The sequence below is a fragment of the Rossellomorea yichunensis genome, assembly GCF_032337515.1.
Lineage (GTDB): Bacteria > Bacillota > Bacilli > Bacillales > Bacillaceae_B > Rossellomorea > Rossellomorea yichunensis.
In genome coordinates this window covers 159,464-177,993 of record NZ_JAVYAD010000004.1, presented here as the reverse complement: position 1 = coordinate 177,993, position 18,530 = coordinate 159,464, and the positions used below count along the sequence as shown (strand labels likewise).

Below are 18,530 nucleotides of genomic sequence, written 5' to 3'. Positions count from 1 at the left end.
ACCTTAATACTAAAGGGTTAGGGGAAAATTCAAAGTTGTTTTCTTAACTAATAATATAAGGACGGATAATCGAGGTATTAAGCCTGAATTTGGGGTCAGTCCCCCGACACAATAACGCATTAGTGTACCGTGGGACTGACCCCATTTTATTATTTGATTTGATCCCAAGGTAATAACTCTTATAAGGTATTCTAATTCCACAAACTAAAGATCCGTCCCCTGCCCTAAAGTAGAGGAACGGATTTTTTCTTGTAATCTTACTCCAATCTCCCCAAATAACCTCCCTTCATCCAATACGTCAGTGTCACACCTTGCTCGACACGATAACGGAGATTAATTTTCTACACTTCTATCAACAATAGACGTAAATCACTCATCATTCAATTTCTTTGGTATATAGAGAATCTCGGTGACCATGGTTCTTCTTTAAACGTGCGGAGACACCTGCCCCTTGACGTCATAATTTCTGGTATTAATTGGAGATATGAATCATACAAATGATTATACAATTAGGACTTATCTACTGCGAGTAGGTGTAATCATGATGTATAAGACTCATTTGGCGACTTCCATAACCGCTGGTATGGTATTTGCAAAGCTTCTTTCTTATCCATTTACTATTGGTTACTTAGGTGGTGTTGCTATAGGAAGTTTATTACCGGATATTGATCATCCAAATTCTTTTATAGGGAGGAGAAGTTTCGGCATTTCAAATGTTATTTACAATACATTTGGCCATAGAGGAATAACGCACTCTTTAATTCTTTGGTTTGTTTTATTAATGTTACTATCGCTTCACAATAATTACTTTACTATTGGTATTGCTTTAGGATACTTATTTCATATTCTTGGTGATTTCTTTTCACGGTCAGGAGTTCCGTTATTACATCCATATACTAAGAATCGATTTAGGTTCTTTATTACATACAGGACATCCAGTTATGCTGAGTTACTAATCTTCTACTTATCTATTGCACTGGGGCTTCTCTTTATTATAAACAATGAAGAATTCATTAATCCTTTAGTTCATTCACTTGTAAACTTGTTGAACTATCTGGTTCATACAATAATTAAATTCATTGAAAAATAGGGGGACATTATGTCTAAATTTATTAGTGAAGTAAAATTAGATACCTTGAACATCACTGATGAACAAGCGAAAATGAAGGACTTACAACTCTTTATTAAAGAACATCGAGATATTGATGAGAAGGTATATAAGAAGTTTCCTCTTAAAGAGTACGGGAGACCAAATGAGAAGCTTAGAATATATGGATCCAAATCTTTATTTAAAGCGTTTGGTGATGTCAATGATAATAAACTGGATTTATCAGGGATACCTCTGAATAGTATAAGACTTGAAGGATTTAATAAAAAAAATCAACTGATCCTAAGGTTTCTTGATAAGGATTTAGGGGATGTTGTTGCAGAAGGGGAATACACATTTACTAACGACTTTTATGAACATTTTTTTAAGATGAAATCCTTTGCAAAATATTGCTTTAAAGAGGCTCATTATGATTTGCTTAGCTACTGTACGAGTGAATTACTAGATAAAAATAAGAAGAAAAAGGCCCAATATCGATTAATTATGGATGAAGAGAGATATTCAATACGAGGACTAACCTCGACTGGATATAAAAACTTTGACAATCACCTTGCTATATATTTATCATTTCTTACTTTACACAACTATGCTAAGCAACAGGGGTTTTATTTTAAAGTAATCAAGGCGAATTTGTCCGATACTAATTTAGAAATATATTTAGAGCAGGTAACTTCAACAATCGTTTCGGATAAAGGTCACCTTTATTTTGGGGCTTATATCTCTAATAATGAGGTTGGTAAAAAGTCCTTTTCAATTGATTTAAACTATAAATTTGTCGATAATGAGGGAGAAAGTTTTAGAGCTGTTTCAAGTGAAAAGTTAGTGAAGATCAATCATAGAAATTCCATCGATAATGCAGAAATTCAACTAGATAACTTAACGAAGATTAAACAAATAAAGGAAGAGACATTGGAGCAGATCCATTACACAATGAACAATCCAACTGTAGATGAAAATACTTTATATGAGATGGTATATCGTGAAATTAACAGAAAGACAAAAGCATTCACGTCTAAAACGAGAAAAAGAGCTTGTGAATTATATGATGAAAAGCATATTAATCATACAATGAGTATAATAGAAGTTTTTAAAGAGTTGAGTAAAATTACAAATAATGATGAAGAAAGACTTAGCTTAGAAAGAATTTACCATGATAGTTTGTTTAAGATGAACGCAAGGAAACGTGAAAAAGAAATAATTCATTAAATTAAGTAAATAAATATGATCCAGGAAGCGCTTTTGAAAAATGGGTGCTTCTTTTTTATTCTGGTGAAAATTGTAAAAGTTTAGTAGAATTTGTTTTACATAGTATGTGACGAGGTCAATTCTATGAAGGTTGTAATGTAAAAGACGTCGCTGATGCAGTAAGAAAATGAAAATAATGCTAGGAGAATTAGTGTGGAATTTAATGCAGCATATTTATCTGGAACACTTGCTCTTACTGGTGCTCTATTAGGCCAGTGGTTAAATAATCGCTATACCAATCAGAGAGAAAATAAAAAGTATCTTAAAGAGGTTTATCAGGAGTTATTTTCTCCAATCATTTTAGATGTTTTTGCTTACTATGACATACGTACAAATTTCCGCAGAGCTCATGATATTAAGGATGACATCAATGAAGATGAAGTCATACATAAAATTCATACGACAATTGAGAGTAATATAAAATACGCAGGGAAAGAATTAATTTCGTCTGTCCATAGCCTTAAAAGAAATGAGTATTATGAAGATTTTAAAGGAGGAGTAGAAGATAATTGTAAAATCAATCTTTGTGTGGCTTTCCTCGAAGAATTTTTAATAAATATTAGAGAAACCAAAGTTGAATCGAAAAAGTTAGAAAAATTAGCTCTTGAATATAAAATAAAATATTATATTTGGTTTTTGCTGGGCTATTACAATTTTTATTTTGAAGCTGCAATGAAATACATGTGGATTTTCGATTTCGGTGAAGTAAATGAGTCGTATTACCAACATTTGAAAATACGTTTTGAAAATGTTGGATACGAAAACTTTCTTGATGTTTTAGAAGAAGAGTTAGCATCAAAAGTCCGTACGAATTGTATGGATATGTTTCAAGAATCCTTTATGCGCAGTCTGAGAGAGGGATTAACATATTGAAATAAGTTTCCAATTTCTATAACTTTTAATTACTATAGTCGTAAATATATATGCAATTTCATGTTCAGTTTTCCTAATTCACAGTAATTAAATATGTTCATTTCAAGGAGGCAACCAATGCCCACTCCCATCACCATCAACAAAAATAATCAACTATTATATGAAGCTACCAATATTCAAGAAGCTGCAGGCTACCTTGCTGATCATCTCAATATAATGAAGTCAAAATGCTATGATCCAATCGAGAGGGGATATGTTTATAATATTCCCTACCATTTCGAAGGAAACGAATATCTTTTTATAGCTCCACCAGAGATTGCTGCTAATCGTCGGCAGGAGTTAGAAGATAGGGACCATAAGAATGCTCGCCGTATCTGGTTGGTACCGGCGAATCCAAACGAATATGACTTGGAAAGGGCATTCGTCCAATTTGAATACCTTGACTGGAAACGTTCCTTCAACTATGAAAATGGTGATATCTTATTTTTATATGTTTCAGGTAGTGTCAAAAAGGTCAGGTATAAGGTGGAAGTAATAGAGGGATTGGTTCAAATGGATGATACTGTCTATGATCGGTCGCTTTGGGTAGACCAAGAAAAGTATGTTCAATCCATAGGTGGGGAAAAGACACGTGTCCGCTTGGTGGATGTTGTTGATACGGATGGTTTGTCGCTTTATCAATTAAGAGAGCATGGGTTGAAAGGGAATATCCAGGGATCCATGAAACTAACCGGTGAGCTCCGTGACTACATCATGTCGTTCTTTCATGAGGATTTGTCTGCTGAAATCTACCCTGATGAAGTGCCGGAAATGTGGGAAGGGGAGCAGAGAACGATTATGGTTAATTCATATGAACGCAATCCACTTGCTCGTAAGCAATGCATCAATCATTATGGTGCCGAATGCCAGGTATGTAAGATGAACTTTGAAGATACATATGGGGAAGTGGGGAAAGAGTTCATTCACGTACACCATATTAAACCCCTACATGAAATTCAGAAGGGTTATCAGGTGAATCCGAGAGAGGATTTGATTCCTGTGTGTCCGAATTGTCATGCGATGCTTCATAGGAAAGTGGATGGAGTGTATTTAACGGTAGAGGAATTGAAAGAGCGTCTTGGAATGAAAGTAAGCACCTTATAAATAGAAAATAACAAAGCCGCAGCTTACTCCCGAAGTAAGCTGCGGCTTTCTCTCTTAGCTATCTTTATAACTTCCTTCACATCCGAACCCCTATAAACAGAAGTCCTCCTATTATGATCTGTAAAATATATCTCCCCATAATCATGCTCACGGGAAAACCCAACAATCATAAAATTGTACGTGTGTTTCCCTTTTAATAGAATCAATTCTTGTTTCTTGATGGTAATCCCCCCAATTAACTACCAAGTCATTCTTTTGGCTTTTTGTCTTTGCTTATATTATCTATTTCCTGAAAAATCCGGTCAATACTAATTCCTGTATTATTATGTATTTTGCTTAGTGTTAATGAGGTTAGAATACTTTCTCCTCTCTCGATCCTTCCGTAGCCTTCTTCAAACATTTTAGTGATCCAGGCAAACTCAGCCTGGGTCATATTCATTTCAATTCTTCTTCTTCTAAGTAGCTTCCCCAATAGTTCCGAAAAAGGCTTATTTTCTTCTTTTACCAAAGGATTCTCCCCTTTTTAGAACCATTATCAAATTGGGGAAAATCATGTACCACGAATAGCAAATAGAAATATTACAAATTATGTAAAATAAATTAAGTTTATTTTGTCACCGGACATTTCAATGGGATTACTACATTCAAGTGTCTAATAGGGATTGAGAATTGGTAAGAAAGTAACTGGTGTGCCCTTCTTTGCTCTATGGACTCCATATAAATGTTAAAATATAGATAATACAATCCATAGGAGGTCACTACATGCCGACCTACAACAAGTTAGTACGGGATAAAATCCCACAGATCATTGAAAGTAAAGGTAAGGAGTTATCAACAAAGATTCTTAACGATGAAGACTACATAAAGTACTTAAAAGAAAAAGCTTATGAGGAACTTGATGAATACTGTGCGGCTGAAACGGATGGAGAAGCTGTGGAAGAGCTTGCTGATCTCTTGGAAGTTGTCAGGGCTTTGTCTAAGCAACATGGATCTACTATTGATGAAGTAGAAGCGGTACGGAAAGATAAGGCTGAGAAACGTGGGGGATTTAAGGATAAGATGTTCCTGATTGAGGTAAAGGATTGATTCATTGGAAGTTCCAACTTACCTATTATATAGGAAGAAATAAAGCTCTATGATTGGTGGGAAATGATGAACAGCTTTGAGTTAAAGGAAAGAATTAATAACTTGTCCATATGGAAGAAAGGGGACCAGAGAGCTCCCCATAAACCATTGTTGATTTTGTTTGCTTTGGGACACCTACAAGCAGATAAACCCAGATTCATAAGTTATGAGGTTACAAGGGAGAAGCTGACAGAACTGCTGAGGGAATTCGGTCCGCTTAGGAAATCCTATCATCCTGAAGAACCTTTTGTACGTTTAAAAAGAGATGGGATATGGCTTTTGGATAAAGAGGCGAATGCGAAGAGTCCGAGTAATCGTCAATTACTAGCGGATGAAGTTGCGGGGGGATTCACACCGGAAGTATTTCAGCTTCTAAAAAATGACCCCAGGCTGGTCCAAGAGATTGCTCATATTATATTAGACAGTCATTTTCCAGATACGATCCACCAAGATATCTTAGATGCGGTTGGACTGGATCTTTTCACTGTTTATACGAAAAAGAAGAGGGATCCAAAATTCAGGGAGAAGATTTTAAGGGCTTACGGGTACAGTTGTGCTGTTTGTGGTTTTAATGTAAGACTAGCCCACACACTTGTCGGTGTTGAAGCAGCCCATATCAAGTGGCACCAAGCTGGTGGTCCGGATACTGAGGAAAATGGAATAGCTTTGTGTTCTTTGCATCATAAACTATTTGATAGGGGAGTGTTCACGTTGACGCCTGAGCGTAAGATGGTTGTGTCTCAGGATGCACATGGAACTCAGGGGTTTGAAGAGTGGTTGTTGAGGTTTAATGGACAGCTGCTTCGGGAGCCGATACAGTCGTATTATTATCCGGATCATTCGTTTTTAGATTGGCATGTCAGGGAGGTTTTTAAAGGACTGCAATACAGAATATAAAGCTGACACAAAACAGAGTAAATCCATCCCCCTCAGTAAACTAAAGTAATTTCGTACGGAGGACGGTACCTCTTTGCAAATGAAAGGTGCTAAATAAATTCATATATTGAAACATAGAAACGGTTCTCATGCGTCGGAAACAGTGGGAGTCGATTGAAGTGATCAGGGAGAAGAAGCGATTGGAAAGAAGGCAATGAATCGGGGTTTGGTGAAGACGACTCCTACTTCGTACCAGGGATGGTCATATACTTCTCTGATCAAGGATTACAATGCGAATCCCCGAATGAGGAAATGAAACTGTATCCTTTTGCGAATTTACATAATTACTAGAAGCGAGGGGAGAACGATCCCCTGACGGATACGATGTATGAGTATAAATTAATTGCAAGTCAATTTTATATAATTTAGATACTTAGGTGGTATATGCAATGAAAAATATGATATTTAATCTATGGGAAGGCAATAAAGATTTCTTTCAGTCAAAGTCTATCGAGCAAATTTTGTCTTTTTGTGGAGATGGTAAATTAAGGGATGGATCTTTAACTTCTCAAGAATTTAGAAGTTTTATGGGGAAGATACCATCAAGATATTTACAAAAATATGCAGATGAATGTTTAGCAAATTCATATAAAGATGGGGGGTTAATTTTACAAGACATCATAAATCAAATTGGTGTGAGGTTAGGTTTTAACGTAGAAGATGGATTGTATAGGGGTACAAAAAATAATAAGGATATTGGATATGATGGAATTTGGACATCAAAAGATGGGTATGAAATGGTTGTCGAAGTGAAAACAACAGATACTTATCGAATTAATTTGGATACTGTGGCAAATTATCGTAACCGATTAATAGAAGATAAAAGATGTAAAAAAAATAAATCTTCAATATTAATAGTAGTTGGTAGACAAGATACTGGTGACCTCGAAGCTCAGATAAGGGGATCTAAACATGCATGGGACATAAGGTTGATAAGCACTGATGCTTTACTAAAGCTAATGATGTTAAAAGAAAATTTAAATGATACGAGAACATCTCTTCAAATCAATGAAATATTGAAGCCAATGGAATACACAAGAGTAGATCCACTTATTGATATTATTTTTAATACAACTGAAGATATACAGAGTGATAGTGAAATAGAAATAGACGAAGAGAAATTCGATAGAGTATCCTCGGAACAAAGTGGTTACAGTATTAAGAAGGAAAAGGATAAAAAGAATAAAGATGTTGAGTTTAGAGAGGCATGCATATCTAGAATTCAAAAACATTTTAAGACCTCTTTTATTAAAAGAGGACGTTGTTTATATTCGAGCTCTAATATCAATATCAATATCAATATCAATATCAATTTAGTGTGCCTGGTGTCAAAGGAATATGTGTTAAAGACAGCAAGGAGATATTGGTTTGCTTTTCATCCTCCTCAACAAGAGTTTCTTATTGAAGCGGACAATTCTTATATTGCTTTTGGATGTGGATCTTCAGAAACAATTATCCTTATCCCTTACTCACAATTTGAAAATAGTATTAAGAAATTAGGTCAAACTAATAGAGAAAATGGAAGTTTTTATTGGCATGTGGAGATTTATGAGAGAGATGAAGTATATACCATCAGACAAAATCATTCTAAAGACATAGTAGTCACAGATTGTTTCTTAGGATAAGTGTTATAACAAGAAATTAAAAAGTATTGATACCGAATTAGAGTTTTATAACTATTCTATTTGCAGAGCTAAAACTGTAAACCTGATGTCTGAAAATTGAGATGTTATCCAGGCGAATCAGTGAAATTTGGAGAATCCATATGTGCTATTCAAGCATATCCAACGAAAAACCAAGAATCTATGTCTATGCTTGACGAAAAATTATCACAAGCTTTGAGTTAAATGGGGTTACTCTAACAAGAGTAGCTCTATTTTTTATTGATTAAACGAACGTATATTCTTGCGTCTAGCTGAAAAATGAAATATAATGAATACAGCAAAATGATATATTTAGTGTGTTTTTGCTGTATTGGGGGTGTGTATATGAATCTAGTAGAACCTATAAAAAATCAATCCGATATAGATTTAATAAAAAATGAACTATTGAGTAATTGCTTCCGCGACTACTTTTTGTTTGTTTTAGGGATAAATACTGGAATGAAGATTTCGGATTTACTGACCCTGAAATTTATGCATTTAATAAGAGAAGAACAGATCGTTTCTTTTATACATATTAGAAATACAAAATACCCCATTAATGATGGGTTGAGAATGTGTATAGGAGACTATTTCAATAGTTTAACACATTATTCTCAAGACAGTTATATTTTTGAAAGTAGAAAAGGGAATGAACCAATAGATCGCTCACATGCATATAGAATTATTAGTGATGCAGCTAAAAAAGTTGGTGTTAACTGTAACGTTGGCACACAAACATTGCGAAAAACATATGGTTATCATCATTTTAAAAAGCACCAAGATATTAAATACTTACAAAAGGTTTTTAACCATAATTCAAGAAAAAAAACATTTGACTATATTGGTGTGGAATTAGCTGAAATAGTTAAGGAAGATAAAGAAATTTACTTGTGATTGTTCTTTAGAAAGGGTGAGTATAATGCCAAGAGTTATCGATTTATTTTGTGGATGTGGCGGAATTAGTGAAGGTTTTCGTCTAGCTGGCTTTGATATTATTGGAGGGCTAGATTTTAATAAAGATGCAGTAGAGACGTTTGATAGAAATTTCGAAAATGCTAGAGGGATATTTGCTGATATTCAGGATGTCAAGAACGAGGATATCCCGTTTATGTTTGATTTATTAGGGGATATTGATGTCATTGTTGGTGGACCTCCTTGCCAAGGTTTTTCATCAGCAAATAGATGGCAGAAAGAGATGGCAGATCCCAGAAATAAATTATTTTATGAATTCATTCGGTTTGTAGAGGTGCTTCAACCTAAAGCAGTAGTAATTGAAAATGTCAGAGGAATTTTAACCAGAGACAATGGTTACGCGAAAGATCGAATTTACACAATTCTAAATAATTTAGGCTATAACGTAGATAGTAATGTGTTAGATGCTTCTAGTTTTGGCGTACCTCAAAAAAGACTGCGAGCTTTTTTTGTTGCAACTAGAAAAGATTTACCTAAAGTTACATTTGAAAAGTTAACCGAAAAAAAATCAGTATTTGTTAAGGATGCATTGGAAGAGCTATATGGACTAGAATCAGAAAGACAATCCAATAAATCTACCTATAAGCTTCAATCTAAACCAAAATCTGAATATAAAAAGTATCTAAGACATAAGCAAAACATGGTCTATAATCATGAAATAAAGTATCCTGCGGAGATCCAACAAGAAAGAATTTCCAAAGTTCCTCAGGGGGGGAACTGGAGAGATATACCTGAAGAGTTATTTTCAAATAAAAGGAACAATAGACATTCATCTGCTTATAAACGATTAAATGAAGAAGATTATTCAGTAACAATTGACACTGGGAATGCACATAGTAACTATTTCCATCCAATATTTGATAGAATTCCAACGGTAAGGGAAGCTGCAAGATTGCAATCGTTTAACGATAACTATGTATTTTATGGATCACGAACTAGCCAATATAGACAAGTGGGAAATGCGGTACCTCCTCTGTTGGCTAAAGCAATTGCAGTTGCAATTAAGGAGGGGATATTTAATGAACAAACCAAAGATTATAGATTTGTTTAGTGGTGTAGGTGGGTTTAGTTTAGGCTTTGAGATGGCAGGTTATGAATCTGTCTTTGCTATAGATTTTTGGAAAGATGCTGTCAATACTTATAATTTTAATCGTATTAATCCAGTTGCACATGAAATGAGTATTCACGATTTTACCCAGGATAAAATTGATAAGTTACTCGAAGAGCATGAGATTGAGGGTATTATCGGCGGTCCTCCATGCCAAGGTTTTAGCACTGTTGGAACACGAGATATAAACGATGAAAGAAATCATCTATACATGGAATACTATCGAGTCGTAAAACAAGTAATGCCTAAATTTTTTGTTATTGAAAATGTTAAAGGTTTAATGACTCTCAATAAAGGCATGTTTAAAGAAGATATAATGAAAAGGTTTGGGGAACTGGGATATCGTATTGAGGAGCCCAAGGTATTAAATTCAGCCAACTATGGAGTTCCACAACATCGTCATCGTGTATTTTTTGTTGGAGTTTTAGATGGCCAGTTTACTTATCCTCCTGAAAAAGAAGAATTTGTTTCAACCTCAGATGCACTTTCCGATCTACCACCATTAGATAATATGTCAGAGTATCGGGATGAATATGAATATAACATAGAGCCTACAAATAATTATCAAAACTTTATGCGATCTAAATCCTCTGTTATTACAAACCATAATCAAACAAATCATACTGAACAAACGATTAATATTATATCAATGGTTAACGATGGTGGGTCTATAAAAGATTTACCCGAAGAATATTGGGCAATAAGAAAATACAATAAGGCTTTCCAAAGAATGAATAGCCAACTGCCTTCACATACCATAGATACTGGACATCGAAACTATTTTCATTATAAGGAAAATAGAGTGCCATCAGTTAGGGAATGTGCTCGAATACAATCATTCCCAGATGATTTCACGTTTATAGGTACAAAATCAAGTCAGTATAAGCAAGTGGGTAACGCTGTACCACCGTTACTAGGATATGAAATTGCAAAGCAATTACAGAATCGATTAGAAAATTTTGAAGAAGCTTCAGAAGAAATAAGAATAGAAGATAAAGGGCAGCTAAGTATGACCATTTAACTTAATTATGATAAGTCTGGATATTTTATATATATCCAGGCTTTTTAAGTTTCTTTTTAGTTGATAGTCTATTTTCTAATTAACGAGAATGCTAGTAGTAAAGATAAAGATGAATTCAATAGCTAATGTTATTGGATATAGTATAAAGGACCTTTTTTGTAAAAAAATCACTTGAAAAATATGTTATATTATAACTAGAGTTGATGAACGGTGGTGGTAGCTTGTCATATTTTGGGTATGATCATGAAAATGTACAACCAGAGGCATCCTCGGTAGTAGAATCGTTGAGGTCTATTGGATACAATTTGGAAACAGCAATTTCAGATATCATAGATAATAGTATTGCTGCAGATGCGAGCAAGATTAAACTTACATTCCATTGGAATGAGAAAAATAATTATATAAGAATTGAAGATAACGGTAGGGGTATGGATGAAGGGGAACTAACTCAGGCTATGAAATTTGGTTCGAAAAGCCCTCTTGAAACTCGCGATCCTAAAGATTTAGGACGTTTTGGTATGGGGCTTAAAACCGCAGCGTTCTCTCAAGCAAGACGACTTACTGTAAAAACGAAAAGAAAAAGTGGTAACGATTACGTGCGTTGTTGGGATTTAGATATTATTAATGAGACTGGAAAATGGACGTTATTAAAGAAAGCTTACAATGAAATTTCATTATCAAGCTTAGGGAATTTATCAGAAGAAACTCACGGGACGATTGTTCTGTTAGAAAACCTAGATCGTGTAGTTGGTGATCATTATACTCCAAAAGGCTATAATGCATTTTTGTCAAAAGTTAATGCATTAGAAAAACATTTAAGTATGGTATTTCATAGATTTCTCAAGGGTAAAAATTCAATTGCCATTTTAATAAATGGACGCCCAATTGAGCCGTGGGATCCGTATCTTCTTGATGTAGATGCTACTCAAGAATTAATAGACGAACCATTCATGGATGGGAATCAAAAGATAAAAATCTCGGCTTTCGTATTACCCCATCATTCTAAAATTACTAAACATCAATATGATTATGGAGAAGGTCCTAAAGGGTGGAATGCACAACAGGGATTTTATATATACAGAAATAAAAGACTCTTAGTTGCAGGGACCTGGTTAAATTTATTTCGTAAAGAAGAGCCCTATAAATTAGCAAGAATTATAATCGATATTACGAGTGAATCTGATTTTAATTGGCAGATAGATATCAAGAAATCAACTGCTCGACCACCACAAGAGTTATTACCAGAGATTAAAAGAATAGGACTCTTAACTAGAAACGCTTCTTATAAAACCTTTTACCATCGAGGCACAAAGGTAATCGGTGAGAGAAATAATCAAATGAAATATAAGAATGCACATCTATGGGAGCAAATTTATAAACATGGTAAGTCGTTTTATAAAATTAATAAATCTCATCCAATGTTATTAAAATTATTAGAAGATCTTTCTATAGATGAGAGACTACTGAATAGTTATTTGTCTTTAATTGAGGAGAATGCTCCTGTAAATCTGATGGCCTATAATCCTACAACTGAATCAACCAATGAGAATACCACAAGTGAATTAACAAAGGATCAAAAAAATAACTTACTTAATGGTCTAAAGGATCTTATTTATGCTATGAGGTTATTAAATTATACGGATGATCAAATTCTGTACCAATTAAATAATATTGAACCTTATAAGCATCATCCAGAATTAGTCTCATTATCTTTAGAAGGTTATTACGAATAATATAGGAGGCTATTTTATGACGAATTTTAATGATGCTAGAACAATGGGATTATTGCTATACAAGTCTTTTGAAACACAAAACATTAATAGCGAAGATGCTCTAAAACAAGCTATTGACAGGACTCTTCCGATGTATCCTGGCCTAGAAGAAGAGCGTTTACGCGCCAGTTTACTAGAATCAATAAATATTAGCTTAGACGAAGATGCTCTTCTGACTAATGAAAATGATATGGAACATATTCCTTGGTACTATGAGCAAAAAGGTAAGCAAGATTTGAAGTTCTGGCGTAGATACGAACGTTATTTAAATGAGAAGAAACACTGGCCTCAAAAGGTTATACAAAGTCTGGACGAAACAACTGATCGTATACTTGACCAACTAGAAGATCCCAAAATAAAAGGGAACAAGTATGATCGGCGGGGAATAGTGGTCGGACACGTTCAATCGGGAAAAACGGGAAACTTCACTGGTTTAATTAATAAAGCTATTGATATGGGATATAAACTAGTAATAGTCTTAGCAGGTATGCATAATAGCCTTAGAAGTCAGACACAAATGAGGCTGGATGAGGAAGTATTAGGATACGAAACGAGTATCTTAAGTCAAAATCCTAATAATAACAAGTTAATTGGGGTCAGCACTTTACCTGGTGAAGGTTTTTTAAGAATTAATACATTAACTACCCGTGATGATAGTGGAGATTTTAGTAGATCGATTGCTAGGAAAGTAAATGTTCAACCAGGGGTAGAACCCTTTTTATTAGTTGTAAAGAAAAATGCAAGCGTTTTACAGAATGTGCTTAACTACTTTCGAAATGATAGCTTACTAGCACGTATGGCTTCAGAAGATGCCCCCCATAAAACTGTTCCTGATGTTCCTATGTTATTAATTGATGATGAAGCTGATCAAGCTTCCATTAATACATCTGAACTTTATGATGAGGATGGACAACTAAGTGATGATTATAATCCTACAAAGATAAATGGACTAATCAGAGAGATATATAACACGTTTGAGCAGAAAGCTTATGTTGGGTATACAGCAACTCCTTTTGCTAATATTTTTGTGCATAATACTGCAGGTACGGATAAATATGGATCTGAACTATTTCCAAAAGATTTTATTATGAGTCTTCCGAAGCCATCTAATTATACAGGGCCCTCTGAATTTTTTCGGTTAAATGAGGAAGATGAAGAAGATAATATGTTGTTAATTGAACCAATTCTATACCATGAAAACTTTGTTCCTTTAAAACACAAAAAGGATCACATCCCTGTTGCTTTACCTGACAGTTTAAAAAAAGCCATATTAACCTTTGTCCTGTCTACAACTATTAGAAGGCTTCGTGGCCAAAGGAAAGTACACAACTCCATGCTCATTCATGTGACGAGATTTAAAGATGTGCAACATCATGTGGCCGAGTTAGTGAAAGAAGAAATGTATACTATTAAGAATAGAATTAGATATGGAGAAACAAGTGAGTCTACTTCAATTTTACAACAGTTAAAGGAACTATTCTTTGATGATATTGTACCTACTTCTGAAAAACTTAAAGAACCTATACATTCATGGGATGAAGTCGTTAGTGAATTGATTCCAACAGTCGAAAGTATAATAGTAAATGAAATCAATGGTTCTAGTGGTGATATTTTAGACTATAAAGATAATGAATCAACAGGGTTAAATGTTATAGCGATAGGTGGAGATAAACTTTCTCGTGGATTAACATTGGAAGGGCTAACAGTTAGCTACTACCTTAGAGCAAGTAAGATGTATGACACGCTTATGCAAATGGGTCGTTGGTTCGGTTACCGCCCAGGGTATTTAGACCTTTGTAGAATTTTCACGACTTCTGATCTTGCCTCATGGTTTAGACATATAGCTATAGCAACTGAAGAATTAAGAGCGGAAATCGATTACATGGCGTCAATAAGAGCAACACCAGCTGAATTTGGTTTAAGGGTACAGACACACCCTACTATGTTGGTTACTAGCCAGTTAAAAATGAGGTCGGGGCAAAGACAAAAATTGTCTTATAGAAATACAGTTAGTGAAACAACGGTTTTTGATATAGATCCAGATAAATTTGCTCATAACTTTTCCGTGACGGATCGTTTTATAAAACAACTTAGAGCACCAGAAAAGGAATTTTGGCAAATGCAAAGAGGTGGTTCCTCTCATCATTATTTCTGGCCAAATGTAAAGGGTGAAAGTGTTACGGAATTCCTCTCACAATACAAAACCGCGCCATCTGCTCCAAGAGCAAATAGTTTATTTCTAAAGAAATATATAGAGAAACAGCTTGTGAATGGAGAATTAACAGATTGGACCGTGTGTGTAATTAATACAGGTGAAGAGGATCACCAATACAATAAGTTAGGAGGACTAAGAGATTTAAGAAAAGGTATCACTAGAACAATTACAAATTGGTCATCAACAGACAAAACTATTTCAGTCAAACGGTTAATGTCTGCAGAACATGAATATCTTGACTTTAATAAGGATCAAATGGATAAGTTGAAGTTTCTTAAAGATGAAGACAAAGGTAGTTTTCAAACCAAGGCTCAAAAAATCAGGGCGAAGTTACGAGATCCTAAAAAAGGACTATTAGTTATATATCCAATTGATACTGGAGGATCTGGAGAATTTAAAAATGTAGATACTAACGGAATTCAACCAATTGGAATTGCACTTGTATTCCCAGAGACAAATTACCCGGAAGTTGCTGTGGACTATGTGGTGAATAATGTATATTCTGAGCTGGAGGAGCAAAATGCCTAATATTAGTGATCTATTTGGGGATTTATTAAGAGAGACTTCATGTCAGGAAGTAGAACCAGTTAATAATCTAGTATTGCGCTATATTGATAGTAATTCGAACGTCCCTTTGTTTATAGGATTAAACTTGAAAACAAATACCAAGTATCTTTTTATTTTACTAAATGAAAAATTGACAGAAGAAATATTTAGTAAATTTCCCACTTGGAACGGATTAATAATAGATCAATATAATACATCTATTGAAATTGCTGGATTGCATAACAAGTGGTTCTTAGTCCTTCAACATCAACATGAAAACGACTATAAAATATTTGAAGCTATTATTAACGATATTTGTCAAGAACTTATAGGCCTGAAAAAGCATCATGATATGTTTCAAAAATTGATTAGAACATTGGAGAGATGGAAATATTTCTTCTCTCTTAATGGTAGAGAAGGTTTATCAGTACAAGCTCAACAAGGGATTTATGGTGAGTTGCAGGTATTAAAAGAACTACTAGCAAATTCATCGGCTGATTCAAATACAATAATCAATAGTTGGATAGGACCTGAGAGACAACCTCATGATTTTGTATTTTCTGATCGAGCATTAGAAATAAAGACCTTTACTTCAAAAAAGCATTATAAAGTATCCATAAGTAATGAAATGCAATTAGACGATGAAGGCATTAATCACCTATATCTAATAGCAATTAGACTCAGAAAGGTAGAAAGTGGTGAAACTTTACCAGAGATAATAATGCAAATTATGCATATGTTATGTGATGCGCCTTTCTTAGTTGAACTCTTTAAGGAAAAATTATTTAATCTTGGTTATCTGCAGGAACAATCTGAATTATACTCACAAGGATATTTAGTTTTAGATATGTTCTCCTTTAAAATTGAACCAGGGTTCCCTAGATTACTATCAAATAATCTACCACAGGGTGTAGGTGATGTTTCCTATACTATACAACTTTCAGCATGTGAACCATTTAAAGTAGATTTTAAAAATGAAGTGATAAATTTAAATTGAAGGGAGGATAAGTATGAGAGATACTATATCTTTTGCAAAAAACTTTCTTGAAGATGTATTAATTACTACTGAAACTGAAATGGAATCAGCAGAAAATATTTTCATGGAGAAGTTTTGTGATTATTTAGTTGATGCTGAAGAATGTTTTGACTATCAGATCTGTAACTACAAAAAGACTGGAAAAGGAATTAAAATAAACGCTTACGAATATACAGAAGATTTCGATTCCATTTCAATTTTTGTTGCTGATTTTGATAAATTGTCTCCAACGAGAAAAGTCAATGGGGCTACATTAAAAAAAGGTTGTAATAAAGGATTGAAATTTTTTCAACAGTCAGTGAGTGGATTCAAAAACCAAATAGAAGAATCTAATCAAGAAGTATTCGAATTTGCAGACATATTAGAAAGAAACTATAAAGAAATTAGAAAACTGAAAATCTACTATTTAACCAATGGTATTGCTGTGAACGAAATTCCTGAAGATAAAATAATTGATAATGTTAAAGTTACCTTTCACGTTTGGGATATTGAAAGATTATTTCAATTTGTACATGAAAATAAAGGACTAGAGCAGTTGAAAATAAATTTCGAGGAAGATTTTAATCAAAAAGTTTCACTAGTTAAAACCCCAGATAATAATCCTTTTTACGACTGTTATGTTGGTATTATGTCCGGAGAGTTATTAGCCCGTATTTATGATCATTGGGGGCAAAGATTAATAGAAAAAAACGTTCGATCTTTTCTTCAAGCCAGAGGAAAAATTAATCGAGGAATTCGAGATACTATTAATAATGATCCTTTTATGTTTATGGCATACAATAATGGGATATCAACTGTCGCAGAGGATGCTAATATAGTTCGTACAGATGGTGTGAATATGTATTACGTAAAGGAATTAATTGGCTGGCAAGTTGTCAATGGTGGACAGACAACAGCTTCTCTGTATCAAGCTTTGAAAAAGAAGATCCCATTGGATAATGTCTTTGTACAAATCAAATTAACAGTGATAAAAGATAATGTAGAAAGTGCAGAGATTGTCTCATCGATTTCTAAATATGCTAATAGTCAGAATAAAATTTCTGTATCTGACTTAAGTGCCAATGATCCATTCCAAGTGGCTATAGAAAACCTGTCCAGAACCATTTGGGTACCTACCAAAGGATTTAAAGGGAAGGGGACGACAAAGTGGTTTTACGAACGTGCTCGGGGTCAATACTTAGTTGAGGTAAATAGGCAAGGTACTCCAGCGAGAAAGAAAGCATTTGAGGATCAAAATCCTAAAAAACAAGTAATTAAAAAAACAGAAACCGCAAAATATGAGATGTCATGGAGGCAGTATCCATACATAGTTAGTAAAGGTGCTGAAACTAATTTTTTGGAGTTTATTGAGCTCATGAAGGAAGAGAACATTCTACCTGATCAAAAATTTTATAAGCACATGATTGCAAAAGCATTACTTTTTAAAGCAGTAGATAAAGTTGTAAAAGACTTGGATTTTGGCGGCTACAAAGCAAATATTGTTACGTATTCAATTGCATATTTTTCTTATATAAACAAGGGCGAAATAGATTTTAATACCATATGGGAAAATCAAGAGATAGATCAGAAATTGCTCATTATTTTTAGGGATTTAGCACAGACTGTTTTTGATCATATAACGGATACACCGGATGGAAATTCTAATGTTACTCAATGGTGTAAAAAGAAAGAATGTTGGGAAACTCTAAAACAGAAAAAAATAGACTCAACCTCCTTTATGGTTAAGAATGACGAATATGCAATGTAGGGTGGCTTAGGTCACCCTTTAACATTTATATACATGCAGT

Annotated in this window: 15 protein-coding genes; 14 read left to right on the top strand and 1 reads right to left on the bottom strand. The window is 34.1% G+C overall.

Annotated elements, in window-relative coordinates; genetic code table 11:
• Positions 1-544 precede the first annotated feature (544 nt).
• From RSX31_RS11895 to RSX31_RS11880, 4 genes are all read left to right on the top strand, one after another.
• Positions 545-1,090, top strand: coding sequence for a metal-dependent hydrolase (locus RSX31_RS11895; protein ID WP_315634675.1), 546 nt, complete (start codon positions 545-547; stop codon positions 1,088-1,090).
• Between the two features lie 9 nt (positions 1,091-1,099).
• Complete coding sequence (locus RSX31_RS11890; protein ID WP_315634674.1) at positions 1,100-2,314, top strand: hypothetical protein; 1,215 nt, start codon at positions 1,100-1,102, stop codon at positions 2,312-2,314.
• 192 nt (positions 2,315-2,506) lie between these two features.
• Entirely contained in the window at positions 2,507-3,226 is a 720-nt protein-coding gene (locus tag RSX31_RS11885; protein WP_315634673.1) for a hypothetical protein, read from the top strand.
• Positions 3,227-3,343: 117 nt separating this feature from the next.
• Positions 3,344-4,369: an HNH endonuclease gene (locus RSX31_RS11880; protein WP_315634672.1), complete on the top strand. Its 1,026-nt coding sequence runs from the start codon at positions 3,344-3,346 to the stop codon at positions 4,367-4,369.
• A gap of 247 nt (positions 4,370-4,616) precedes the next feature.
• On the opposite strand, the gene RSX31_RS11875 is transcribed toward RSX31_RS11880, so the two are convergent.
• Complete coding sequence (locus tag RSX31_RS11875; RefSeq protein WP_315634671.1) at positions 4,617-4,877, bottom strand: helix-turn-helix transcriptional regulator; 261 nt, start codon at positions 4,875-4,877, stop codon at positions 4,617-4,619.
• 254 nt (positions 4,878-5,131) lie between these two features.
• On the opposite strand from RSX31_RS11875, the gene RSX31_RS11870 reads away from it, so the two are divergent.
• The 10 genes from RSX31_RS11870 (at position 5,132) to RSX31_RS11825 (ending at position 18,490) form a co-directional block, all read left to right on the top strand.
• Complete coding sequence (locus tag RSX31_RS11870) at positions 5,132-5,455, top strand: nucleoside triphosphate pyrophosphohydrolase (RefSeq protein WP_299742080.1); 324 nt, start codon at positions 5,132-5,134, stop codon at positions 5,453-5,455.
• A gap of 66 nt (positions 5,456-5,521) precedes the next feature.
• Positions 5,522-6,391 (top strand): phosphorothioated DNA-binding restriction endonuclease, encoded by an 870-nt coding sequence (locus RSX31_RS11865; protein ID WP_315634670.1) that lies wholly within the window; start codon positions 5,522-5,524, stop codon positions 6,389-6,391.
• 428 nt (positions 6,392-6,819) lie between these two features.
• On the top strand, positions 6,820-8,055 hold the full coding sequence (locus tag RSX31_RS11860; protein WP_315634669.1) for a hypothetical protein: 1,236 nt from the start codon (positions 6,820-6,822) through the stop codon (positions 8,053-8,055).
• Positions 8,056-8,418: 363 nt separating this feature from the next.
• On the top strand, positions 8,419-8,967 hold the full coding sequence (locus RSX31_RS11855; protein ID WP_315634668.1) for a tyrosine-type recombinase/integrase: 549 nt from the start codon (positions 8,419-8,421) through the stop codon (positions 8,965-8,967).
• A gap of 25 nt (positions 8,968-8,992) precedes the next feature.
• Positions 8,993-10,096, top strand: coding sequence for a DNA cytosine methyltransferase (locus RSX31_RS11850; protein WP_299742089.1), 1,104 nt, complete (start codon positions 8,993-8,995; stop codon positions 10,094-10,096).
• Positions 10,065-11,174: a DNA cytosine methyltransferase gene (locus RSX31_RS11845; protein WP_315634667.1), complete on the top strand. Its 1,110-nt coding sequence runs from the start codon at positions 10,065-10,067 to the stop codon at positions 11,172-11,174. The genes RSX31_RS11850 and RSX31_RS11845 overlap by 32 nt, the downstream gene beginning before the upstream one ends.
• A gap of 221 nt (positions 11,175-11,395) precedes the next feature.
• Entirely contained in the window at positions 11,396-12,907 is a 1,512-nt protein-coding gene (locus RSX31_RS11840) for an ATP-binding protein (RefSeq protein ID WP_315634666.1), read from the top strand.
• Positions 12,908-12,923: 16 nt separating this feature from the next.
• Positions 12,924-15,689, top strand: coding sequence for a Z1 domain-containing protein (locus RSX31_RS11835; RefSeq protein WP_315634665.1), 2,766 nt, complete (start codon positions 12,924-12,926; stop codon positions 15,687-15,689).
• On the top strand, positions 15,682-16,704 hold the full coding sequence (locus tag RSX31_RS11830) for a PD-(D/E)XK motif protein (RefSeq protein ID WP_315634664.1): 1,023 nt from the start codon (positions 15,682-15,684) through the stop codon (positions 16,702-16,704). Before RSX31_RS11835 ends, RSX31_RS11830 begins: the two co-directional genes overlap by 8 nt.
• Positions 16,705-16,717: 13 nt before the next feature.
• Positions 16,718-18,490, top strand: coding sequence for an AIPR family protein (locus tag RSX31_RS11825; RefSeq protein WP_315634663.1), 1,773 nt, complete (start codon positions 16,718-16,720; stop codon positions 18,488-18,490).
• Positions 18,491-18,530 lie beyond the last annotated feature (40 nt).